We start from the raw sequence: 21,741 nt of genomic DNA, 5'->3' as shown, positions 1-21,741 counted from the left end.
GCTCCGCGTCGCCGTCACTCGTCCTCCCGGGCGCGGCACCACGTCGCCACGACACACCGCGGTGCGTGTCCAGCCGCGCAACGGACGCCGGTGTCGGGGCCTGTCCGTGGCACTCCGAGCCGGGCATGCTCCCAGCACATGAACGTCGATGCGGACCGTCGCTCTCCGCCATGTGCGCTGGTTATCTTCGGAGCCTCGGGAGACCTCACCGCTCGCAAGCTCCTGCCGGCACTCGCGCGGCTGGCCGGCTACGGCGCCCTCCCCGCGGAGGTCGCCCTGATCGGCGTGGCCCGCACGCCCATGACCGACGACGAGTTCGGGGACCTCTGCCGGCGCAGCGTGTCCGGCGAGGGCGACCAGCGGTGGAAGGACCTGACCGAGGCTGCGCGCTACGTCCACGGCGGCTACGACGACCCGGCCACCTACCAGCGGCTGGCCGAGGTGATGGCCGCCAGCGATCAGCGGCACGGCACCGCCGGCAACCGGGTGTACTACTTCGCCACGCCACCCCGCCTGTTCGGGCCGATCGCGGTGAGCCTCGGCAAGGCGGGGTTGTCCGTCCCGGACGGCGACGGCTTCGTCCGTGCGGTCATCGAGAAGCCGTTCGGCTGGGACGAGGACAGCGCCCGGGATCTCTACGCGGAACTGTCCTCGGCGTTCGTCGAGGAGCAGATATTCCGGATCGACCACTACCTCGCGAAGGAGACGGTGCAGAACCTGCTGGCGCTGCGGTTCGCAAACTCGATCTTCGAGCCGATCTGGAACCGGACCTGGGTCGACAACGTGCAGATCACCGTCGCCGAGACACTGGGCGTCGGCGACCGCGGCGGTTTCTACGAGACGACCGGCGCGATGCGCGACATCGTCCAGAACCACGTCCTCCAGGTCCTCTCGCTCTTCCTCATGGAACCGCCCACCTCGTTCCACGCCGAGGCGATCCGCGACGAGAAGGTGAAACTGCTCCGCGCGATCCGCCCGCTGGACGAGGAGGCGGAGATCGCGACGAACGCGGTGCGCGGGCAGTACACCCGCGGTGGCACCCGCGAGGACCTCATGCCCGGGTACCGGGACGAGCCCGGCGTCGACCCGCTGAGCTCGACCGAGACGTTCGTGGCGATGCGACTGGAGGTCCAGAACTGGCGCTGGACCGGCGTCCCCATCTACGTGCGCACCGGCAAGCGGCTGCCCACGCGTCTCACGGAGGTGGCCATGGAATTCCGTCGCCCCCCACAACTTCCGTTGTTCCCCGGAAGGGCCGAGGGGCTGGAGCCCGACGCCCTGATCGTGCGCGTGCAGCCCGACGAGGGACTGAGCCTGCGGTTCGGGGCGAAGGTCCCCGGACATGCGTTCCGGGTGCAGAAGGCATCCATGGACTTCTCGTACGAGAGTTTCGAAGAGCAGTCGCCGGACGCCTACGAGCGAGTCATCCTGGACGCACTGATCGGCGATCCGACCCTCTTCATCCGCGCCGACGAGGTCGGCCGCTCCTGGCGCATCGTCGACCCGGTCATGCAGTACTGGTCAATGGACCGGCGGCCCATCCCCCTGTACCAGGCAGCCACATGGGGCCCCCCGGAGGCGGACCTGCTCATCGCCCGAGACGGCCGGAGCTGGCGCCACTCGACCTGACGGCGACAGATGAAGATGCGAGAGGCAGACCCCATTTGCGACTGAAGCTTTCAGTAGCCCGGCGCACGCAGTCCGACCGGACGACACACCATCCGACAGTCTCTGTCGGCCCATCCTCCGGCCCGTCCCGCCGCACAGTTCCGCCGAGACCCGGGCGGGCGGAGGGATCCATCGTCAACGCTGCCGGACCCAGCTTCTGCTCGACGGTCAGAACCAGGGTCGAGCGATGCGTGCCGTGCAGATCACCCGCTTCGGCGGTCCCGAGGTCCTGGAGATCGTCGACATCGCCGAGCCGGAGCCCGTCCCGGTCAGCAGCTCTACGAGGTGTCGACAGCCGGTACCAACTACGCCGACACGCACCACGCCCCGTCGTCACACTCACATGCACCGCGCAGCCCCGCCGTAGCCCCGAAGTGACGCGAGGCGGCGACCGCGGCGGAACCTCACGCCCCACTGATCGCATGCGACGACGTCCGAGAAGGCACCGATCGAACGAGCCCAGTCCGATGCCTCGAGCACATCGCGATGGCGGCTCTCGACGCCTGCGGGCATCAGGCGCTCGCGAAGCCCTGGAGGCGCGCAGCTCCAACGCGCCCAGGCCGGTCGTGGCTACAGGGGGTCGAGCAGGCGATGCAAGAACTGCCGGGTGCGGGACTCCCGCGGCTCGACGAGCACCTCCGACGGCGGCCCATGCTCCACGACCACGCCGCCGTCGAGGAAGAGCACCTGGTCGGCCACCTGCCGGGCGAACCGCATCTCGTGGGTCACCACGACCATCGTCCAGCCCTCTGCGGCCAGCGACTGCATCACCTGCAGCACCTCGCCGACCAGCTCGGGGTCCAGGGCACTGGTCGGCTCGTCGAACAGCACCACCTCCGGCCGAGTGGCCAGCGCGCGGGCGATGCCGACGCGCTGCTGCTGCCCACCCGAGAGCTGCACCGGGTAGGCGTCCGCCTTGTCGGACAGACCCACACGGGTCAGCAGCGCCCGGGCCTCCTCCTGCGCCTCCGCACGCGGCCGGCCATGCGCGAACACCGGCCCGGAGGTCACGTTGTCCAGCACGGTGAGGTGTGGGAACAGGTTGTGAGCCTGGAAGACCATTCCGCTCTGACCTCGCAGCCGGGACACAGCGCGGGCCTCGGGCCGGGTCGCCCAGTCGAGCTCGACGTCCCCGATCCGCACCGTGCCGGCCTCCGGTGTCTCCAGCCCGTTGAGGCTGCGCAGCACCGTTGTCTTGCCGGAGCCGGACGGCCCGATGAGGCACGTGACCGACCCTGCCGGCACCGCAACGTCGACGCCGCGCAGCACGCGGTTGGCGCCGAAGGACTTGACGAGCCCGCGGGCCTCGAGCAGCGGGGTGCTCATGCGGCCACGTGCCGCGACAGCCGGGTCTCCAGCCGAGTCTGACCGAAGGAGAGCACGAGGCACACCACCCAGTAGTAGACGGCGGCGACGCCGTAGAGCGTGAAGAACTCGAAGCTCTGCCCGGCGATCTCCTGGGCCCTGCGCAGCAGCTCGGTGACCAGGACCACCGAGACGAGCGAGGTGTCCTTCACCAGCGAGATGAGCGTGTTGCTCAGCGGCGGAACGGCGATCCGCGCGGCTTGGGGCAGCACCACCCGGCGCAGCGTCGTGATCGGCCCCATCCCGACGGTCATCGCCGCCTCCCACTGCCCGGGCGGCACGGCGAGGATGGCTCCCCGCACCGCCTCGGAGGCGTAGCCCCCGACATTGAGGGACAAGGCGATGATTGCGCTCGGCCACGGGTCGAGTGTGATCCCGAGCGAGGGCAGCCCGTAGAAGACGATGAACAGCTGGAGCAGCAGCGGCGTACCGCGGATGACCGAGACGTAGGCCCGGGCCACCCCAGCCACCAGTCGCCGCCCCGACAGCCGCATCAGCGCCACCACGAGGGCGATGGCCAGCCCCAGCACGAAGCTCACCGCGGTGAGAGGCAGCGTGCCGCGAACGAGCCCGTCGAACAGCGGGCCCAGGCTGCTGCGGACCAGCTCCCAGTCGATCGCGCTCACTCCCCGCTGACGTCCTCACCGAAGTACTTCTCGGAGATGCGGGCGAGCGCACCGTCGGCACGCAGCGCCGCGAGGGCCTCGTCCACCCGGGCCTGGAGGTCGGCGCTGTCCTTGCGGAAGACCAGCGCCTGCTCGCTCGGCTGGTCGATCTCGGTGGCGATCTTCACGTCTTCGTCGCCGGTGCTCTTCTGGTACTCCAAGAAGGCGAGGCTGTCGTTGATCGTGACGTCGACGCGCTCCTGCTTGAGCAGCGTGATGGCCTGGGTGAAGCCCTCGACGGCCTCGACCTGCGCCCCGGCCTCGGTGGCGACCTCGGCGAACGAGCTGGTTGTCGACTGCGCGCTGCGCTTGCCCTTGACGTCGGCCAGCGAGGTGACGCTGTCGTCGTCCGCCCGCGTGATGACGACGCCGGTCGAGACGGTGTAGGGCGCAGAGAACAGGTACTTCTCCTCACGCTCGGGGTTGATCGTGACCTGGTTGGCGATGACGTCGTACCGGTCGGCCTCGAGGCCGGCGAAGATCGCGTCGAACTGCGTCTCGCTGAACTCGACCTCCATGCCGAGCTCCGCACCGACGGCCTCGGCGACCTCGACGTCGTAGCCGGTCAGTTCGTTGCTGCTCGGGTCGTGGAAGGTGAAGGGCGCGTAGGTGCCCTCCGTCCCGACGCGCAGCACGTCCTCGGAGCCGCTCGCGCTGCCGCCTCCCGCCTCGTCTGATCCCCCGCCGCAGGACGTCAGCAGCAGGGCGGTGGCGAGGGCAAGGGTCAGGGGCAGGCGCGTGCGCACGGTGGGCTCCGGGTTCATCGGGTCGGGGGTGTTCGGCGTCCGACAGGTCAGTGGCCTGCCGCCAGGGGTCAACCGCTCCCACGCGGAAGCATTCCGCCGGGTCGTCAGTCGCACAACATGATCGACCTGACCTCGCCGTCCTCCGACCAGAGGCCGACCCCGACGGCCAGCGACCGGTGGCTCAGGTGTCCGGGACGAGGCTGGCACTGCCGTCCCCCAGCCCCACTCCTATGCGCGCTGGGCAGATCACCCGCTTCGGCGGTCCCGAGGTCCTCGATGTCGTCGACGTCCCCCAGCCGACGCCGGGTGACGGCCAGCGGCTGTACGACGTCTCGACCGCAGGCGTCAACTTCGCCGACACCTACCACTGACAGAACACGCCACTGATCGACCTCGCGCGTCTCGGTTCGCCCGTCGAAGACACCGGGGCCGACTTCTGCGGCAGGTGGGAAGAAGTCTTGGCCCCACCTGCGCTGTCCGGACTCGTGTCCAGGGAGCGAGTATTGGCCGCTTTGGTGATCTTGGTGACTCGCGTAGTCGAGGAAGCCGCCGAAGCCGGCGACGGGTCGGGTGGCCCGGTGGGCATCGGTCAGCTCGGAGCAGCGCGCTGGGCGCGGGCGAGCAGGGACGCTCGGCTGCAGCGTCATGGGTTCCTCGTTACCCCGCAGCGCGGCCGATGAGTTCGTGGCTTCCGGCCGGTCCCAGCTCGTAACACCCTAGGAACGGACACCACCATGTCAGAGCTTCTTGTCGACTTCATCACCTCCCTCGACGGCTACGCATCGGGAGAGGGCTGGCCCGGGTTCTGGGGCCTCGAGGGCCCGGAGTACCTCGCTTGGCTCGGCGAGCAGCCCGAGGTCACCTACCTGATGGGAGCGAACACCTACCGCCTGATGTCGGGCTTCGCCGCGGGCGAGGTCCCGAATGGCCAAGAGGAGTTCAGGCCCGAGGAAGAGGCGTCCGTCAACGAGCTCACCCAAGCGTCCAAGGTGGTGTTCTCCTCCTCGCTCGAGGAGCCACTGGCGTGGGCCAACTCCACGCTCGTCCGCGACGACGCCGTCGAAGCCGTCCGCGCCATGAAGCAGAACGGCTCGGGGCTCCTCAGCACGATCGGCAGCCTCAGCCTGTGCCGGTCCCTGCTGAAGGCCGGACTCGTCGACCGCTTCCGGGTCGGGATGTTCCCGGTGATCACCGGGGCCACGGGCGAAGAACGCATCTACGACGGCTATCCGGACGTCGCCCTCGAGATGATCGAGCACCGGACGTTCGACGGCCGCATCCTGCTGGTCGAGTACAAGCCACGCGTGCTCGAGCACCCGCCGCTCGGAGCCCCTGCGTGACGTCGCGGGAAACACGCATCGTCTCGAGGAAGCACTGAGTCAGATCCACGCCGCGACGCCTCCCGCCCTGAGGCAGCAGGCGTATCGCAACCTGCGGGACGTCGCGACCACGTCAGGGGGCTGTTGCCCGCCTGCCGAAGCGGGTTGCGGACCTTCTCGCCAACTCCCAGCGGGCTACCCCGGGCCGGCTTTCGGCGCCTGGTCGCACCGAGGTCGCATCGCCGGCAGGGACGCCGGAGCGCAGCCCCGCAGCAGGTCTTCCCTGGATTCATCGCCTGGGCAGGCGAGCACCAAGCGGCCGAGCCTCGAACTCGAGCCCGGGCGGCAGGAAGTTCCGTCAGCGTCGAGGACCTAGGGTCGCTGGCATGCGAGCCGTCCAGATCACCCGGTTCGGAGGACCCGAAGTCCTCGATGTCGTCGACCTGCCTGACCCCGTCCCGGGCGAGGGGCAGCAGCTCTACGACGTCTCCACCGCCGGCATCAACTACGCCGACACCCACCAGATCGAGAACAGCTACCTGTCGGCCCAGGAGCTGCCGCTGATCCCCGGCGCGGAGTTCGTCGGCACCCCGGTCGCCGGCGGCCGGCGGGTGGTCGGGCTGCTCGACGGCGGCGGCTACGCGCAGAAGGTCGTGGCCCACGACTTCCTCACCTGGACGGTCCCCGACGGCGTGAGCGACGAACAGGCCCTCGCCGTCGTCCTCCAGGGCGCGACCGCCTGGCACCTGCTGAGGACCAGCTCGCACATGGCCGAGGGCGAGTCGGTCGTCGTCATCGCGGGCGCGGGCGGGGTGGGCAGCCTCGCCGTCCAGCTCGCCCGCCGCTGGGGCGCCGGACGGGTGATCGCCACCGCCTCCAGCCCGGAGAAGCGGGCGCTGGCGGAAGAGCTCGGGGCCCACGCCACTGTCGACCCGGCGCTGGCCACCGACGACCCGAAGCTGTTCACCGGCGCCCTGCGCGAGGCCAACGGCGGCAAGCCGGTCGACATCGTGCTGGAGATGACCGGCGGGAACGTCTTCGACGGGTCGCTCTCGGCCCTCGCGCCGTTCGGCCGTCTCGTCGCCTACGGCCAGGCCGGCCGCACGCAGCCCAAGCCCGTCAACGTCGGCCCGCTGATGCAGAAGAGCCGCGCCGTCATCGGCTTCTGGCTGGCGCACTGCATGGCCCGGCCGCAGATGCTGGACGCCGCCATGGGCGAACTGCTCCCGCTGGTCGCCGAGGGCGCGCTGAAGCCGGTCGTCGGCGGGCGCTACCCGATGGCCGCCGTCCGGGAGGCTCATCAGGACCTGCTGGCCCGCCGCTCCACCGGGAAGCTCGTCCTCGACCCCTCCCGCTGAAGTCCGCGCTTCCGGTACCGAAAGCGGCGCGGCCACGCGCGGCTTCCGGTACCGAAAGCGCGTCAGACGAGGCGGTTGGTCCAGAGCAGGCTGAGGACGACGCCCAGAACGGCGATCAGCACCCCGGAGCGCACGAACCAGGGGCTGATGTCCTGCGGCTCGGTCGTGTAGCCGATCTGGCTGCCCAGGTCGGCGTAGACCTGCTCCAGCTCCGCGGCGCTCACGGCCTGGCTGTAGCTGCCACCGGTCTGATCGGCGATCGCCTCCAGCGCCGCCCGGTCGACCGGCACGGGCACGATCTCGCCGTCGAGGTCCAGGGTTCCGTAGTCGGTACCGAAGGCGATGGTCGACACCGGGACCCCGGCCGCCTTCGCGGCGTCGATCGCCTGGGTGTCCTCCCGGCCGACGGTGGTCTGGCCGTCGGAGAGCAGCACGATCCGCGCCGGCGGCGGCTCCTCCCCCCGCGTGACGACGGTCGACTGGAAGTTCTCGATCGTCGTCAGGGACGTGAAGACCGCCTCGCCGATCGCCGTCGACTCGGCCAGGTCCAGGTTGTCGATCGCATTGGCCACCTGCAGGCGGTCGGTCGTCGGCGGCACCACGGTGGTCGCGGTGCCGGCGAAGGACACCAGGCCGAGGTTGATCCGCTCGGGCAGCACGTCGACGAACTCCTTGGCCGCCGTCTGCATCGCCCGGAAGCGGTCCGGCTCGATGTCGGTGGCCTGCATGGAGAGGGACACGTCGACGGCCATCACCACGGTCGCCTTCTCGCGCGGCACCCGCACCACGGTGCTCGGGACGGCGAGGGACACCACCAGCGTGGCCAGCCCGAGGGCGAGCACGCCGAAGGCGAGGTGCCGCCGCCAGCCCGGGCGCTTCGGCATGATCGAGCCGAGCAGCGCGACGTTGGTGAAGCGCGCGGCGTAGGCCTTCCGGCGCAGCTGCACCAGCACGTAGAGCCCGACCAGCGCGGCGACGCCGAGCAGGGCGAGCAGCCAGAGCGGTGCCTGGAACGTCATCGCGACGCACCCCCGCTGCCGGCGCGACGGCGTTCACGAGACGAAGTCTGGCCGGAACACGTCATCGTGATGCCCCTCCCGAGCCGGCTCGGCGTCGTTCAGCCACAAATCGCACGACGTCCATCAGCCAGTCGCGGTCGGTGCTCAGCTGGAGGTGACCGGCGCCGGCCCGGCGCAGGGCAGCGGCGATCTCCTCCCGCTGCGCCGCCGCGCCGAGCGCGAAGCGAGAGCGGAACTCCGGGTCGCCGGTGGGCACCTCGAGGGTCTGTCCGCTCTCCGGGTCGACGACGGTCAGCAGCCCGACGTCGACCAGCTCGAGCTCGCGCGGGTCGACCACCTCGATCGCCAGCAGCTCATGGCGCGCGCTCAGCCCCCGGAGCGGTCGGTCCCAGTCGCTGTCGCCCAGGAAGTCGGAGATGACCACGACCAGACCCCGGCGGCGCACGGGACGCCGCAACGTCTCCAGGGCGGCAGCGAGGTCCCCCCGGCGGCCGCCCGCCGCCCGGGGCGTCGCGACCACCGAGCGCAGCAGGCGTTCGGCGGCCAGCCGGCCGGGCATCGCCGGGTACCGGTCGATCCGCTCTCCGGTGGTGACGACGGCGCCGAGCCGGTTCCCGCCGTGCACGGTGAGGTGCCCGACGGCGGCCAGCCCGGCGATGGCCAGGTCACGCTTCTGGCAGGCGGCGGTGCCGAAGTCGAGGCTGGCCGAGAGGTCGACGACCGCCCAGGTCTCCAGCTCGCGGTCGGCGATGGTCTCGCGGATGTGCGGCACCTGGGTGCGCGCGGTGACCGGCCAGTCCATCCGCCGGACGTCGTCCCCCGGGTGGTAGGTGCGGGAGTCGCCGGCCTCCGACCCCGAGCCCGGCACGAGCCCGAGGTGGTCGCCCTGCAGCAGGCCGTCCAGCCGCCGGCGGACGGTGAGCTCGAGCCGGCGCAGCAGGACGTCGGCCGGGCCGTCGGCGAACCGCGGTGGCGCGCCGTCGCCGCTGCCCGGCTCGATGCCGGAGCCAGGGGTGGCGGGGTGCAGCAGCAGCCCGGGGTGCTCGGGTCCCGGCTGGAGGCTCTCGGCCTGGCGGCGACGCCGGATCACGCCGACTGCGGCCCTTGGACGAAGCCGTTGGAAGCGGGCGGGCCGTACTGCGGGCCCTGACCCTGCTGGTGCGCGACGGGGGCTACGGCGTGCGGCACCTGCGGGCCGCCGGGCGTCCCAGGACCGAACCCGCCGGCGTTCTGCCGGGGCGCCACCTGGGGCAGCGGCACCGTCTGCACGATCCGCTTGACGATGTGGTCGGCCGGCACGCCGTCGGCCAGCGCGTCGTAGGAGAGCACCAGCCGGTGCCGCAGGACGTCGGCGGTCACGTCGAGGATGTCCTGCGGCAGCACGTAGTCCCGGCCGCGGACCAGCGCGAGCGCGCGGCTGGCCGCGATCAGCCCCAGGGACGCCCGGGGGCTCGCGCCGTAGGAGACCCACGTGGCGACGTCCTCCATGCCGTGCTCGCGCGGCGTGCGGGTGGCCACGACCAGCCGGACGACGTAGTCGACGAGCGCGTGGTGCACGAAGACGGTCGACGCGGTCCTCTGGAGCCGGCGGAGCTCGTCGGGGCCCAGCACCGTGTCGGCCACGGGCGGCTCGGAGCCCATCCGGTAGACGATCTCCCGCTCCTCCTCGGAGGTCGGGTAGTCGACGAGCACCTTCATGAGGAACCGGTCGCGCTGTGCCTCGGGCAGCGGGTAGACACCCTCGGACTCGATGGGGTTCTGCGTGGCGAGCACGAGGAACGGGTCGGGCAGCGGATGGGTCACGCCACCGATGGAGACCTGCCGCTCGGCCATGACCTCGAGCAGCGCGGACTGCACCTTGGCGGGCGCGCGGTTGATCTCGTCGGTGAGGACGAAGTTGGCGAAGACCGGGCCCAGTTCGACGTCGAAGGCGTCCTGCCCGGCCTTGTAGATCCGGGTGCCGATGATGTCCGCGGGCACCAGGTCCGGCGTGAACTGCAGGCGGGCGAAGGTGCCGCCCACCGCCTTCGCGAGGGTCTCGACGGCAAGGGTCTTCGCGACGCCGGGCACGCCCTCGATCAGCACGTGTCCCTTGGCGAGCAGGGCGACGAGCATGCGCTCGACCAGGCGGTCCTGCCCGACGATGACCCGCTTGATCTCGAACAGCACCCGCTCCAGCTGGGCCGCGTCGGCCGAGGGCGGCACCGGGGACTGGGCCTGCGCGGCGTCGAGCGGAGTTCCGGCAGCGGTGCTCACGCCGCCCCCTCGACGCTGGTCGGCTGCGTTCCCGCCGCAGCGGAGAACGGTTCGCGCGCAAGCTGGCTCACGGGGCTCCCTGGTCGTACCGGCCGACGGCGCCCTGAGGTGGCGGCCGTCGACGGGGCGGCAGAACCGGCCCCGTCCCAGTGTCCTACACCGGCGCGCGGCAGCCACCCCGCGGACGTTCCGGTGCGCCCCGGACGGCGGCGTGCGGGTCGACATCCCGGACTGTTCGGCGAGGCGCGCAGAACCCCTGCCCGTGGAGGACGGGGGCTGATAACGTTTGCTCCGCGTCGGGCAGCTCCCCCCGTGGCTGCCCGACGCCCCTACGTCATGGCCGCCGGTGATCACGCCCGGCGTCCCGTTGCTCCTCGCTCGTTCCTCGCTGCGATGCTCCCGGGGCTGTCGTCAGGCGCTGGGGCGCACCGCACCCGCGTAGTGCCCCCACCGCATGGGCGACACCTTGACGACGTCGCCGCTCTCGGGCGCCTCGACGATCTGCCCGTTGCCCAGGTAGATGGCGACGTGGTGGATCGTCCCCGGGTTCGCCGGGTTCGTCGCCCAGAAGACGAGGTCCCCGGGCTGCAGGTCGTCGCTGGACACCTTGGGCAGCGAGGCGTACTGCGCCCGGCTGTTGCGCTGGATGCTGATGCCGGCCTGCTCGTAGGCGTACTGGGTCAGCCCGCTGCAGTCGAAGCCGATGACGCCGAGGTCCGGCGCCTGGCCTGGGCCGGGGCCGTTGCTGCCCCCGCCGCCCCACGCGTAGGGCGTACCCAGGTAGGACTTCGCCGCGTCGATCGCGACCTGCGCCGCCGAGGAGTTGCCGGCGCCGGCCCGTGCGGTATTGCCGGCCGGGGCGGGGGCGACGTCGACCGGCGCGGGGGGCGTCGGCGCGACCTGCGCCGTGCGGGCGGCCGCGGCCTGAGCCCCGACCAGCTCCTGCAGCTCCGCCTGCGCCGAGGCGAGCTCGGTCTCCAGCGACGCCTGCTGGGTGGCCAGCTCGGCGGCCTGCGCCCGGGCGGACACCTCGGCGGTCGTGGCGGTCGCCAGGGCCGCGGCGGCCGCCTCCTGCAGGACCGTGACCTGCACCAGCGCGGTGCGGGCCACCTCGTCGGCGGAGGCGGCCTGCTGCTGCAGGACGGTGACCGTGTCCAGCACGTCGGACCGGTGCGTGCCCGCCGCCTCCAGGAGGGCGGCGCGCTCGATCAGCTCACCGGGGCCGGTCGCCGTGATCAGGGCGGCGGCCTCGGGGTACGTGCTGCCCTGCATGTAGCTGCGGCGGGCGAAGGCGACGACCGCGCTCCGGGCCACCCCGAGGTCCGCGGTGGCCTGCGCGGCGGCGGCCTGGGCGGCGGCGGACTCCTGCTGCGCGACCTGGACGGCCGCCTGCGTCGCCTGGTACTCGTCGAGGGCGATCGTCGCGGCGGCGTGGGCCGCGTCCACGGTCGCCTCGGCAGCGGTCAACTGCGCGGAGAGCTCACCGATCCTCGCCGTGACGGCGTCGGCCGCGGCCCGGGCGGCGGCGACCTGCGCGTTCGTCGGCGCGGCGACGGCGACAGCGGGGGTGAGCCCCACGGCCGCGAGCACGGCCAGGGACGTCCCGGCGAGCCGCAGGCCCGCCCGCACGAACGTTCTCCGCGCACCGCTGTCCACGTCCTACCTCTTCCAGCAACCCTGGCGTTCCCCACGGGGGACCCGGCCGCGCTGTCGATTCGAACGGGCACCCGGAAGGGCGCCACTGCTCGGTAGATCGACCGATGCGGACCGCCCGTTGAACGCGTCTCACCCCTGGGGGTGAGACGCCACGGGAGGGCCAGGAGAGGTGGACCGACGGGACGGTCAGTTGATCTGGCGCTCCGATCCGGCCCAGAAGGTCTCCCGGAGCTTGAACTTCTGGATCTTGCCGGTCGCCGTCCGGGCCAGCTCGTCGCGGAACTCGACCCGCTTGGGCGCCTTGTACCCGGCGATCCGTGCCTTGCAGTGCGCGATGATCTCGTCCTCCGTCACCTGCTGGCCCTCCGCGACGACGACGAGCGCGGTGACCAGCTCGCCCCACTTCTCGTCGGGAATGCCGATGACGGCGACCTCGGCGACGGCGGGGTGGCTGAAGACGACGTCCTCGACCTCGATCGAGGACACGTTCTCGCCGCCGGTGATGATCACGTCCTTCTTGCGGTCGGAGATCGTCAGGTAGCCGCCGTCGTCGATGGTGCCGCCGTCGCCGGTGTGGAACCAGCCGTCCTCCAGCGCCTCCGCCGAGGCGTCCGGGTTCTGCCAGTAGCCGGCGAGCACCGTGTTGCTGCGCGCCAGCACCTCCCCGGACTCGTTGACCTGCAGCCGCGTGCCCAGCGCCGGGACGCCGGCCCGCGACAGCCGCTTGGCCCGCTCGTCGGCGTCCAGCTGCTCGTACTCGGCCCGCGGCCGGTTGATGGTCAGCAGCGGCGCGGTCTCGGTGAGGCCGTAGATCTGGTTGAACTCCCAGCCCAGCTCGGCCTCGACCCGCGCGATCGTCTTGGAGGGCGGGGCCGCGCCCGCGACGATGATGCGCACCCGGTCACGGCCGGGGATCTCGCCGTCCCAGTTGGCGGCGGCCTCGAGGACGGCGTTCCAGACCGCGGGCGCCCCGGCCATCACCGTGACGCCGTGCCGGTCGACCCGGCGCAGGATCTCGGCGCCGTCGATCTTGCGGATGACGACCTGCGTGGCGCCGACCCCCGCCATCGTGTACCCCAGCCCCCACCCGTTGCAGTGGAACATCGGCAGCGTGTGCATGTACACGTCGCGGTCGCTCACCTGCATGTGCATCCCGAAGGTGACGGCGTTGACCCAGAGGTTGCGGTGGGTCATCTGCACGCCCTTGGGCCGCGCCGTCGTCCCGCTCGTGTAGTTGATGGTCGCCGTCGCGTCCTCGTCGGGCTCGGACCAGGGACGCGGCTCCGTGTCGAAGCGCAGCAGCTGCTCGTACTCCTCCCCCGTGCCGAACCGGTGCTCCGCCTCCACGCCCTTGAGCGAGGAGTCCAGCTCGGGGTCGACGAGCAGCACGCGGGCGCCGGAGTGCCCCACGATGTAGCTGACCTCCTCCTGCGAGAGGCGGAAGTTGATCGGCACCGCCACCCGGCCCGACGACGGCACCGCGAGCAGCAGCTCCAGCAGGCGGGCCGAGTTGTGGCTGACGATCGCGACCCGCTCGCCCTCCCCGATGCCCAGCTCGTCGAGCCCGGCCTGGAGGGCCCGCCCGCGGCGGGCGACCTCGCGGTAGCTCACCTCGCCCAGCGACGGGGCCGGCTGGCTGGGCTCGTCGACGATGCCGAGCCGGTCGGCGTAGACGAGCTCGGCCCGGCTGAGGAAGTCCTGGGTGGTCAAGGGCACGCGCATGCCGGCTCCCGGGCTCTGCGCGGCCGACTCCGTTGCCGGCCGCTCGGTGTGGTCACCGTCACGCTAACCGGAGCCGCCGACGACGACGAGCCCCTGCAGCCCAGGTCAGCCGTCGGACGACACCAGCCGCGGCAGAGCGGTGCCGATCGGCTCCCGGACGACGAGGTCGGCCACGTCGTCGTACGGGGTGGGCTCGGCGTTCACCACGACGAGCCGGGCCCCGGCGCCGACGGCGATGTCGGCCAGGCCGGCCGCGGGCCACACCTGCAGCGACGTGCCGACGGCGAGGAAGACGTCGCAGTCCGCCGCGGCCGCGGTGCACGCCTCGACGACGTCCTCGTCGAGCATCTGCCCGAAGTAGACGGTCGCCGACTTCAGGACGCCGCCGCACACGAGGCAGGCCGGGTCCGGTTCACCCGCCGCCACCCGGGCGAGGGCGGCGGACATCGCCGTCCGGTCGCCGCAGCCGACGCAGACCACCTCGTGCACGGTGCCGTGGATCTCCAGGACAGGTCGGGCGAGGAGCCGGCGGCCTGGTGGAGCCCGTCGATGTTCTGGGTGATCAGTGCGCGCAGCCGGCCCTGCCGCTCAAGGCCGACCAGCGCGGCGTGCCCGGCGTTGGGTCGCGGGTCGGCGTCCCGCATCGCCTGCCGCAGGAGCCAGGAGCGTCGCCGGATCTCCGGGTCCGCGAGGTAGTAGCTGAGCGTGACCAGCTTCTCGGCGTCCGGGTCGCGGGTCCACAGCCCGTTCGGCCCCCGGTAGTCGGGAATCCCGCTGTCCGTGGAGATGCCCGCCCCGCTGAGGACGCAGATCCTCCGCGCCCCGGTCAGCCAGCCGGGCAGGGGGACGGCGCCGGTCACCCGCTCACGCCCGGCACGACGGCGGGGCGGCGGCGGGCGGCGATGCTCCCCGCGACCGCTGTGAGAACCGGCAGCGCCCGGGCCGCGACGGCGACGACCCCGGCCGCGTACACCGCGCCCAGCAGCGTGTCGACGACGTAGTGCTCTCCCGACCACACCAGGACGAGCGCCATCACGACCGGGTAGGCGACCAGGGCGGCCCGCTGCCACAGCCGCGTCGCGACCGGGTAGAGCACGAGGCAGGTGAGCACCGCGAAGGCCGTGTGCAGGGAGGGCACGGCCGCCACCTGGTTGACCTGCCCCTGGCTGTCCGCGAGCAGCGCCCCGGCGCGCGGCAGCCCGAGCACCTCCCAGCCCACTCCGCTCAGCCGCTGGACCGGCTCGATGACGCCGTCCTTGGCCGCCAGCCACGGCGGGGCCGCCGGGTAGAGCACGTAGGTGACCAGCCCGGCCGCCGACAGACCGACGACGAGCCGGGCGTACTGCCCCCAGCGCGCCCGGTTCCGCACCCACAGGAGGCCGAGGACCAGCGGCGTCACCACGAAGTGGCTGCTGTAGACCAGGGCGGCGAGCGCCTGCCACCAGTCCGCGACCCAGTGCTGCTGCAGGACGGCCGTCGGGAGGGCGCCTCCGGCCAGCCATCGATCCGCCGCCGCCGGCTCCGTGACGTGCACGGTCGCCCCCAGCTCGTCGGCCAGCCCACGGCTGGCGTCGTACGCCAGCAGCACGACCGCCAGGGGCAGCCAGTCGACGAGCAGCCGGCCGACCCGGTGGAGTCCGTCGGTGGCGGCGTACGCCGCCAGACCGGCGATCACCCAGCCCAGCAGGACCACGCGGTCGGTCGGCAGTCCTTCCCGGCTGCAGGTGACCGCGAACGCCAGCACCAGGCCGGCCAGCAGGACAGCCCGCACCAGTGCCCGCGGGGTCGTGCGGCCGTGGAGCCGCGACGTCGACACGGTGGCGAACGCGGTCAGCTCTGCCGCCCCCGCCACGGGAGCACAGGGACTGGGCAGCGCTCGGGTAAGCGCCGTGGACTCGACCGCGGTCATGGCGGGCGACGCTATGGGCACGACGGGCCGCTGACCAGCACATCGGGGCAGATGTCACTCGCGGCGTTCCCTCTGGTGCACCGGGGACGGGTGAGCAGCGCCTCTCCTTCCCCGGTGACGGACCTCACCGGGGAAGACGCTGCCCGCCCCACCCGGTGTTCTCCGAGGCGAACTGGGATGATCGGTGCGAGAGACGAGCGCAGTACATCTTGTCGCGGACCACCGAGGGGTAGGCGCAGAGCAGTGGCAGCCAGCATGGACAGCTTCGGGGCACGATCGACCCTCACCGTCGACGGCACCGACTACGACATCTTCCGGCTCGACGCGGTGGAGGGCGCGGACAAGCTGCCCTTCAGCCTGAAGGTCCTTTTGGAGAACCTGCTGCGCACGGAGGACGGCGCGGACATCACCGCGGACCACATCCGGGCGATCGCGAACTGGGACCCGAACGCGGAGCCCGACCAGGAGATCCAGTTCACCCCGGCCCGCGTGGTCATGCAGGACTTCACCGGCGTCCCCTGCATCGTCGACCTCGCCACCATGCGCGAGGCCATGGCCGACCTGGGCGGCGACCCGCAGAAGATCAACCCGCTGGCCCCCGCCGAGCTGGTCATCGACCACTCCGTCATCGCCGACATCTTCGGCACGGAGGACTCGTTCGAGCGCAACGTCCAGATCGAGTACGAGCGCAACGGCGAGCGCTACCAGTTCCTCCGCTGGGGCCAGGGCGCGTTCAGCGACTTCAAGGTCGTCCCCCCGGGCACCGGCATCGTCCACCAGGTCAACATCGAGCACCTGGCGCGCGTGATCTTCCCGCGCCAGGAGGGCGACAAGGTCCTGGCCTACCCCGACACCTGTGTCGGCACCGACAGCCACACGACGATGGTCAACGGCCTCGGCGTGCTGGGCTGGGGCGTCGGCGGCATCGAGGCCGAGGCCGCCATGCTCGGCCAGCCGGTCTCGATGCTCATCCCCCGCGTCGTCGGCTTCAAGCTGACCGGTGAGCTGCCCGACGGCGCCACCGCGACCGACCTGGTCCTCACCATCACCGAGATGCTGCGCGAGCACGGCGTCGTCGGGAAGTTCGTCGAGTTCTACGGTGCCGGTGTCTCCGCCGTCCCGCTGGCCAACCGCGCCACGATCGGCAACATGAGCCCGGAGTTCGGCTCCACCGCGGCGATGTTCCCCATCGACGAGGAGACCATCACCTACCTGGAGCTGACCGGTCGCTCCAAGGAGCAGGTCGCGCTGGTCGAGGCCTACGCGAAGGAGCAGGGCCTCTGGCACGACGCCTCCCGCGAGCCCACGTTCTCCGAGTACCTGGAGCTCGACCTCGCCACGATCGTCCCGTCGATCGCCGGCCCGAAGCGCCCGCAGGACCGGGTCGCCATCACCGAGGCCAAGCAGGCGTTCCGCGAGGCGCTGCCGACCTACGCGCCGGACGGCGACAGCGATCCCGACGACGCCGCGGAGGAAGGGTCCACCGTCGACGAGGCCGTCGAGGAGACCTTCCCGGCGTCCGACCCGGCCAGCCCCTTCGCGCACGGCAACGGCCACGCCGGGAAGCCGCACGAGGCCGTCACCGGCAACGGCAACACGGGCCGCACGTCCAAGCCGACCCGCGTGGTCATGGAGGACGGGACGGAGACCGAGGTCGATCACGGCCACGTCGTGATCGCCGCCATCACCTCCTGCACGAACACGTCCAACCCGCAGGTGATGATCGGTGCGGCGCTGCTGGCCAAGAACGCCGTCGAGCGGGGGCTGACCAGCAAGCCCTGGGTCAAGACGACGCTGGCCCCCGGGTCCAAGGTCGTCATGGACTACTACGAGAAGGCCGAGCTCACCCCGTACCTGGAGAAGCTCGGCTTCTACCTGGTCGGCTACGGCTGCACGACCTGCATCGGCAACTCCGGCCCGCTGCCCGAGCCGGTCAGCCAGGCGGTCAACGAGGCGGACCTCGCCGTCGTCTCGGTGCTCTCCGGCAACCGGAACTTCGAGGGCCGGATCAACCCCGACGTCAAGATGAACTACCTGGCCAGCCCGCCGCTGGTGATCGCCTACGCGCTCGCCGGATCCATGGACGTCGACCTGAACAACGACCCCCTGGGCCAGGACACCGACGGCAACGACGTCTTCCTGCACGACATCTGGCCGTCGCCGCAGGAGGTCCAGCGGGTCATCGACCACGCCGTCTCCGCGGAGATGTTCACCAAGGACTACGCCGACGTCTTCGCCGGCACCGAGCAGTGGCAGGCGCTGCCCACCCCCGAAGGCGACACCTTCGCGTGGGACGCGCAGAGCACCTACGTCCGGAAGCCCCCGTACTTCGACGGCATGCCGGCCGAGCCGGCCCCGGTCGAGGACATCACCGGCGCCCGCACCCTCGCGGTGCTCGGTGACTCGGTGACCACCGACCACATCTCCCCGGCCGGTTCCATCAAGGCCGACAGCCCCGCGGGCAAGTACCTCCGCGAGCACGGTGTGGACCGCCGCGACTTCAACTCCTACGGGTCCCGCCGCGGCAACCACGAGGTGATGATCCGGGGCACCTTCGCCAACATCCGGCTGCGCAACCAGCTGGTGCCGGGCACCGAGGGCGGTGTCACCAAGAACCACCTGACCGGCGAGACGACGACGATCTACGACGCCTCCCGCGCCTACATCGACGCCGGGATCCCGCTGGTCGTGCTGGCCGGCAAGGAGTACGGCTCCGGATCCTCGCGCGACTGGGCGGCCAAGGGGACGGCGCTGCTGGGCGTCAAGGCGGTCATCGCCGAGAGCTACGAGCGCATCCACCGCTCGAACCTGATCGGCATGGGTGTGCTGCCGCTGCAGTACCCCGAGGGCCAGACCGCCGAGTCGCTCGGCCTGACCGGGGACGAGGAGTTCACGATCACCGGCGTCACCGCGCTGAACGACGGCACGACGCCGCGCACGGTCAAGGTCAAGGCCGGCGATGTGGAGTTCGACGCCCGCGTCCGGATCGACACCCCCGGCGAGGCGAACTACTACCGCAACGGCGGGATCATGCAGTACGTGCTGCGCTCCCTGCGCGGGACCGTCGGGGCCTGACCGGCAGCCCGGTCCACGTGGTCGCCGACGGCGCCGTCCCCCTGCCCGAGCCGGGGGACGGCGCCGTCGCGCGTCGTGGGGACTCCGACGCACCGGTGCTGGTGGCGTGCGCGCACGGCACCCGCAACCCCACCGGCCGCCGGCTGATCGCCGAGCTGGCCCTCGCCGCGCGGCACCTGCGGCCGGGCCTGGTGACGACCGCCGCGTTCGTCGACGTCCAGCCGCCGACGGTGGTCGACGTCGTGGCACAGCTGTCCTCGGCCGGGCGACCCGCGGTCGTCGTCCCGTTGCTGCTGTCGGGCGGGTACCACGTGCACGTCGACATCGCCGGGGCCGTGGCCCGCTCCGACGCGGCCGTGGCGGCCCGTCCGCTCGGCCCGGACCCGCGGCTCGTCGAGGTGCTGCGCGACCGGCTGGTCCAGGCCGGCGCCGACCCGGACGACCCGGCGACGGCGGTCGTCCTGGCCGCGGCCGGGTCGAGCGACGTCCGCGCGGTCGCCGACGTGGAGAGCACCGCGGCGCTGCTGCAGCACTCGTGGGCCGGGCCCGTGACCACCGGCTACGGGTCGGCCGCGACGCCGGCGGTGCCCGACGCGGTCGTGGCCGCCCGGGACGCCGGAGCCCGGCGCGTGGTCGTGGCCGCCTATCTGCTGGCGCCGGGCCACTTCCACGACAAGCTGGCGGGCGCGGGCGCGGACTGGGTCACCGCTCCCCTGCTGCCCGACGACCGGATCGCCGCCGTCCTGCTGGACCGCTACGACGCCGCGGTCCCCCAGGACTGACGTGTCGGCTCAGCCCTGCCAGCCCAGGACCTGCTCGCCGACCGTGATCACGACGAGGAACAGGACCGCCGCCGCGACCGGGGCGAGCGGGGTCCACCACGAGTTCCGGCGGGCCAGGGTCACGAGCCACCACGCCAGGAGGAGCCACACCGCCCACAGCGGGAAGAGGACGTAGCCCGGGATGACAAGGCCGCCGGCCAGGTAGAAGTAGCCGACGACGAGGTGCAGCACAGCGGCGAGCCCGGCGACGACGAGGGGCCCGCGTGCGCGGGTGACGGTCTCCACGGCGGCAGTATGGCGCTCCGGACCAGCGGCGAACATCACCTACGGCGCCCTTGCCCCCCGGCGCCGAGGGGAGAGAATCGTGGTGGGCCCGGAACGGTCCCCCGGACGAGTGGTGCCGTACCCGGACAGCGACAAGACGGCTCCCTGGAGGCGTCATGTCCTGGCTCGTGCTCGTCCTGTCCGGCGTCCTGGAGGCCGTCTGGGCCACCGCCCTCGGGCGGTCCGAGGGCTTCACCCGCCTCACCCCGTCGCTGGTCTTCGCGGGTGCGCTCGTCCTGAGCATGCTCGGGCTCGCCTACGCGATGCGGGAGCTCCCGGTGGGCACGGCGTATGCCGTCTGGGTGGGCATCGGCGCGGTGCTCACGGTCGCGATCGCGATCGCGTCCGGCGAGGAATCGGTGTCCGCGGTCAAGGTGCTGTTGCTGGCCGGGATCGTCGGCTGCGTCCTCGGGCTCAAGCTCCTGCACTGACCGGGGCGGGTCCCGTCGCTACCGGGAGGGCGGGGTCGGCCGACCACTGCGACCACGACCCGGGCCAGAGCGCCGCGTCGATCCCGGCGACGGCCAGGGCGGCGATCTCGTGTGCCGCCGTGACGCCGGAGCCGCAGTAGACGCCGACCGTGCTCCCGGGCTCCACGCCCAGGTCGGCGAACCGCCGGCCGAGGTCCCCGGCCGGGCGGAAGGTGCCGTCCTCCGCCAGGTTCTTCGCCGTCGGGGCGCTCACCGCGCCGGGCACGTGCCCGGCGCGCGGGTCGACCGGCTCGACCTCGCCCCGGTACCGCGCACCGGCGCGGGCGTCCAGCAGGATCCCGCCGGCCGCCGGCAGCGCGGCCGCCTCGTCGATCGTCAGCACCGGCATGCCGCCGCCGGTCAGGGTCACGTCGCCGGGCTCGGGTACGACGTCGCCGGCCTCGACCGGCCCTCCGGCGCGCACCCAGGCGTCGAGTCCGCCGTCCAGCAGACGGACGTCGCTCAGCCCGCCCCAGCGGAGCAGCCACCAGGCCCGGGCCGCGGCCAACCCACCCGAGGCGTCGTAGACCACCACGGCGTCGTTCTGCCGGATCCCCCAGCGCCGGGCCGATGCCTGCAGTCGCTGTAACGACGGCAGCGGGTGGCGCCCGCGCCCGGCCGAGGGCGGATCGGCCAGCTCGGTCTCGAGGTCGACGAACACCGCACCCGGCAGGTGACCGGCCAGGTACCGCTCGCGGCCCCGGTCGTCGCCGAGTGCCCACCGGACGTCGAGCAGGACGACCGGCCGGTCGCGCGCCCGCAGGCCGGCGGTGTCGATCAGGACGCTCATTGCGGTGCGAGCAGGCCGCGCAGTTCCTCGGTGAGCTCCTCGCGCAGGTGCTCGTGGCCGTGCCAGGCGGCGGGCGTGGCCTGGAACAGCGAGATCCGCCACCGGCCGCGGCCCTCGTCGACGGCGACCAGCGTGTGGACGGTGTGCAGGTCCGGGTCCAGGTCGTTGCCGCCGGGCGGGATCATCCCGGCGTTCGCGATGAGCACCGCGACGTCCGCGGCCACGGGACGGACCGAGCGCACGACGGCGACGTACGCCGCCGTCTGGTGGCTGCCGAACACCGCGCGCAGGTCGGCGGCGATGGACAGCCGGCCACGGTGGTGGGTGCCGTCGAAGCCGATGATGTCCCCGTCGTCGGCGAACCCGGCGGCGACGGCCGCTCCGCTCCGCCGGTTCCAGCCGTCCAGGAACGAGGCGTAGAGCGCCCGGATCTGGGCGTCGTGCGGGTGTGCTGCGGTCACATGTCCTCCTCGCTGGCGCTCGTCGGACATGTGCCGACGGTGCTGTGCTTGATGCGTGACCTCGCCAGCTCGGTCACGGTCTCGGACTCCTCTGCGGATGCTGGGACTGGAGTGACGGTAGTGCTCCGGCGGCCTGCACCGTTCGACGCTCGCCGT

At 72.2% G+C, this 21,741-nt stretch carries 21 protein-coding genes and 1 riboswitch; of the genes, 7 read left to right on the top strand and 14 right to left on the bottom strand.

The features are described from left to right. The first annotated feature begins 138 nt into the window (after positions 1 to 138). On the top strand, positions 139 to 1,629 hold the full coding sequence (gene zwf / locus E4P39_RS14000; RefSeq protein WP_135137191.1) for a glucose-6-phosphate dehydrogenase: 1,491 nt from the start codon (positions 139 to 141) through the stop codon (positions 1,627 to 1,629). Positions 1,630 to 2,238: 609 nt separating this feature from the next. Here the strand turns inward: zwf and E4P39_RS13990 are convergent. From E4P39_RS13990 to E4P39_RS13980, 3 genes are read right to left on the bottom strand one after another with little or no spacing between them, the layout of a single operon-like run. Then, positions 2,239 to 2,994 (bottom strand): amino acid ABC transporter ATP-binding protein, encoded by a 756-nt coding sequence (locus E4P39_RS13990; RefSeq protein ID WP_135137190.1) that lies wholly within the window; start codon positions 2,992 to 2,994, stop codon positions 2,239 to 2,241. Then, positions 2,991 to 3,659 carry an amino acid ABC transporter permease gene (locus E4P39_RS13985; RefSeq protein WP_135137189.1) on the bottom strand — a complete coding sequence of 223 codons (669 nt, stop codon included), beginning with the start codon at positions 3,657 to 3,659 and terminating at the stop codon, positions 2,991 to 2,993. The genes E4P39_RS13990 and E4P39_RS13985 overlap by 4 nt, the downstream gene beginning before the upstream one ends. Next, positions 3,656 to 4,444 (bottom strand): amino acid ABC transporter substrate-binding protein, encoded by a 789-nt coding sequence (locus E4P39_RS13980; RefSeq protein ID WP_245159825.1) that lies wholly within the window; start codon positions 4,442 to 4,444, stop codon positions 3,656 to 3,658. Before E4P39_RS13980 ends, E4P39_RS13985 begins: the two co-directional genes overlap by 4 nt. A 230-nt stretch (positions 4,445 to 4,674) precedes the next feature. Here E4P39_RS13980 and E4P39_RS13975 point away from each other — a divergent pair, with 230 nt between their 5' ends. The 3 genes from E4P39_RS13975 to E4P39_RS13965 all read left to right on the top strand — a co-directional run bounded on the left by E4P39_RS13975 (position 4,675) and on the right by E4P39_RS13965 (position 7,121). Next, positions 4,675 to 4,815: a Zn-dependent oxidoreductase gene (locus tag E4P39_RS13975; protein WP_135137187.1), complete on the top strand. Its 141-nt coding sequence runs from the start codon at positions 4,675 to 4,677 to the stop codon at positions 4,813 to 4,815. 363 nt (positions 4,816 to 5,178) lie between these two features. Next, the gene (locus E4P39_RS13970) at positions 5,179 to 5,784 is read left to right on the top strand and encodes a dihydrofolate reductase family protein (protein ID WP_135137186.1); all 606 of its coding nucleotides are present in this window, start codon (positions 5,179 to 5,181) and stop codon (positions 5,782 to 5,784) included. Between the two features lie 365 nt (positions 5,785 to 6,149). Continuing rightward, positions 6,150 to 7,121, top strand: a complete 972-nt coding sequence (locus E4P39_RS13965) for an NADPH:quinone oxidoreductase family protein (protein ID WP_135137185.1) — start codon at positions 6,150 to 6,152, stop codon at positions 7,119 to 7,121. Between the two features lie 62 nt (positions 7,122 to 7,183). Here the strand turns inward: E4P39_RS13965 and E4P39_RS13960 are convergent, their stop codons facing one another. From E4P39_RS13960 to E4P39_RS13930, 8 genes are all read right to left on the bottom strand, one after another. After that, positions 7,184 to 8,140, bottom strand: coding sequence for a VWA domain-containing protein (locus E4P39_RS13960; RefSeq protein ID WP_135137184.1), 957 nt, complete (start codon positions 8,138 to 8,140; stop codon positions 7,184 to 7,186). A gap of 61 nt (positions 8,141 to 8,201) precedes the next feature. Then, on the bottom strand, positions 8,202 to 9,230 hold the full coding sequence (locus E4P39_RS13955) for a DUF58 domain-containing protein (protein ID WP_167761862.1): 1,029 nt from the start codon (positions 9,228 to 9,230) through the stop codon (positions 8,202 to 8,204). Further along, entirely contained in the window at positions 9,227 to 10,318 is a 1,092-nt protein-coding gene (locus E4P39_RS13950) for a MoxR family ATPase (RefSeq protein WP_348633818.1), read from the bottom strand. The genes E4P39_RS13955 and E4P39_RS13950 overlap by 4 nt, the downstream gene beginning before the upstream one ends. Positions 10,319 to 10,807: 489 nt before the next feature. Continuing rightward, the gene (locus tag E4P39_RS13945; protein WP_245159823.1) at positions 10,808 to 12,052 is read right to left on the bottom strand and encodes a C40 family peptidase; all 1,245 of its coding nucleotides are present in this window, start codon (positions 12,050 to 12,052) and stop codon (positions 10,808 to 10,810) included. Between the two features lie 186 nt (positions 12,053 to 12,238). Continuing rightward, positions 12,239 to 13,774 carry a long-chain-fatty-acid--CoA ligase gene (locus E4P39_RS13940; RefSeq protein WP_135137183.1) on the bottom strand — a complete coding sequence of 512 codons (1,536 nt, stop codon included), beginning with the start codon at positions 13,772 to 13,774 and terminating at the stop codon, positions 12,239 to 12,241. A gap of 105 nt (positions 13,775 to 13,879) precedes the next feature. Continuing rightward, positions 13,880 to 14,254 (bottom strand): Sir2 family NAD-dependent protein deacetylase, encoded by a 375-nt coding sequence (locus E4P39_RS23250; protein WP_280790861.1) that lies wholly within the window; start codon positions 14,252 to 14,254, stop codon positions 13,880 to 13,882. Further along, positions 14,149 to 14,634 carry a Sir2 family NAD-dependent protein deacetylase gene (locus E4P39_RS23245; protein WP_280790860.1) on the bottom strand — a complete coding sequence of 162 codons (486 nt, stop codon included), beginning with the start codon at positions 14,632 to 14,634 and terminating at the stop codon, positions 14,149 to 14,151. Before E4P39_RS23245 ends, E4P39_RS23250 begins: the two co-directional genes overlap by 106 nt. After that, on the bottom strand, positions 14,631 to 15,683 hold the full coding sequence (locus E4P39_RS13930; RefSeq protein WP_135137182.1) for a phosphatase PAP2 family protein: 1,053 nt from the start codon (positions 15,681 to 15,683) through the stop codon (positions 14,631 to 14,633). Before E4P39_RS13930 ends, E4P39_RS23245 begins: the two co-directional genes overlap by 4 nt. Before the next feature lie 255 nt (positions 15,684 to 15,938). Between E4P39_RS13930 and E4P39_RS13925 the strand changes: the two genes are divergently transcribed. Beyond that, on the top strand, positions 15,939 to 18,758 hold the full coding sequence (locus E4P39_RS13925) for an aconitate hydratase (RefSeq protein ID WP_135137181.1): 2,820 nt from the start codon (positions 15,939 to 15,941) through the stop codon (positions 18,756 to 18,758). A gap of 17 nt (positions 18,759 to 18,775) precedes the next feature. Then, the gene (locus tag E4P39_RS13920) at positions 18,776 to 19,540 is read left to right on the top strand and encodes a sirohydrochlorin chelatase (RefSeq protein ID WP_245159821.1); all 765 of its coding nucleotides are present in this window, start codon (positions 18,776 to 18,778) and stop codon (positions 19,538 to 19,540) included. 9 nt (positions 19,541 to 19,549) lie between these two features. Here the strand turns inward: E4P39_RS13920 and E4P39_RS13915 are convergent, their stop codons facing one another. After that, entirely contained in the window at positions 19,550 to 19,825 is a 276-nt protein-coding gene (locus E4P39_RS13915) for a hypothetical protein (RefSeq protein ID WP_135137180.1), read from the bottom strand. Positions 19,826 to 19,906: 81 nt separating this feature from the next. Continuing rightward, positions 19,907 to 19,971: riboswitch (guanidine-III (ykkC-III) riboswitch) on the top strand. Between the two features lie 9 nt (positions 19,972 to 19,980). On the opposite strand from E4P39_RS13915, the gene E4P39_RS13910 reads away from it, so the two are divergent. Further along, positions 19,981 to 20,295 carry an SMR family transporter gene (locus E4P39_RS13910; protein ID WP_135137179.1) on the top strand — a complete coding sequence of 105 codons (315 nt, stop codon included), beginning with the start codon at positions 19,981 to 19,983 and terminating at the stop codon, positions 20,293 to 20,295. On the opposite strand, the gene E4P39_RS13905 is transcribed toward E4P39_RS13910, so the two are convergent. Both E4P39_RS13905 and E4P39_RS13900 read right to left on the bottom strand, forming a co-directional pair. Then, positions 20,279 to 21,124: a sulfurtransferase gene (locus E4P39_RS13905; protein ID WP_135137178.1), complete on the bottom strand. Its 846-nt coding sequence runs from the start codon at positions 21,122 to 21,124 to the stop codon at positions 20,279 to 20,281. The two genes, E4P39_RS13910 and E4P39_RS13905, sit on opposite strands and share 17 nt — an antisense overlap. Further along, positions 21,121 to 21,585: an SgcJ/EcaC family oxidoreductase gene (locus tag E4P39_RS13900; RefSeq protein WP_209306535.1), complete on the bottom strand. Its 465-nt coding sequence runs from the start codon at positions 21,583 to 21,585 to the stop codon at positions 21,121 to 21,123. Before E4P39_RS13900 ends, E4P39_RS13905 begins: the two co-directional genes overlap by 4 nt. Between the last annotated feature and the right edge of the window lie 156 nt (positions 21,586 to 21,741).

The organism is Blastococcus sp. CT_GayMR19 (assembly GCF_004570385.1).
Lineage (GTDB): Bacteria > Actinomycetota > Actinomycetes > Mycobacteriales > Geodermatophilaceae > Blastococcus_B.
Note: the sequence above shows the minus strand (reverse complement) of the source record. Positions and strands in the feature narration are given on the sequence as shown.

What these genes read in the sequence shown, in the direction of transcription:
- E4P39_RS13970 (WP_135137186.1), top strand. Translation starts at nt 5,179, where the DNA reads ATGTCAGAGCTTCTTGTCGACTTCATCACCTCCCTCGACGGCTACGCA.
- E4P39_RS13965 (WP_135137185.1), top strand. Translation starts at nt 6,150, where the DNA reads ATGCGAGCCGTCCAGATCACCCGGTTCGGAGGACCCGAAGTCCTCGAT.
- E4P39_RS13960 (WP_135137184.1), bottom strand. Translation starts at nt 8,140, where the DNA reads ATGACGTTCCAGGCACCGCTCTGGCTGCTCGCCCTGCTCGGCGTCGCC.
- E4P39_RS13925 (WP_135137181.1), top strand. Translation starts at nt 15,939, where the DNA reads ATGGACAGCTTCGGGGCACGATCGACCCTCACCGTCGACGGCACCGAC.
- zwf (WP_135137191.1), top strand. Translation starts at nt 139, where the DNA reads ATGAACGTCGATGCGGACCGTCGCTCTCCGCCATGTGCGCTGGTTATC.
- E4P39_RS13990 (WP_135137190.1), bottom strand. Translation starts at nt 2,994, where the DNA reads ATGAGCACCCCGCTGCTCGAGGCCCGCGGGCTCGTCAAGTCCTTCGGC.
- E4P39_RS13910 (WP_135137179.1), top strand. Translation starts at nt 19,981, where the DNA reads ATGTCCTGGCTCGTGCTCGTCCTGTCCGGCGTCCTGGAGGCCGTCTGG.
- E4P39_RS13940 (WP_135137183.1), bottom strand. Translation starts at nt 13,774, where the DNA reads ATGCGCGTGCCCTTGACCACCCAGGACTTCCTCAGCCGGGCCGAGCTC.
- E4P39_RS13905 (WP_135137178.1), bottom strand. Translation starts at nt 21,124, where the DNA reads ATGAGCGTCCTGATCGACACCGCCGGCCTGCGGGCGCGCGACCGGCCG.
- E4P39_RS13975 (WP_135137187.1), top strand. Translation starts at nt 4,675, where the DNA reads ATGCGCGCTGGGCAGATCACCCGCTTCGGCGGTCCCGAGGTCCTCGAT.
- E4P39_RS13930 (WP_135137182.1), bottom strand. Translation starts at nt 15,683, where the DNA reads ATGACCGCGGTCGAGTCCACGGCGCTTACCCGAGCGCTGCCCAGTCCC.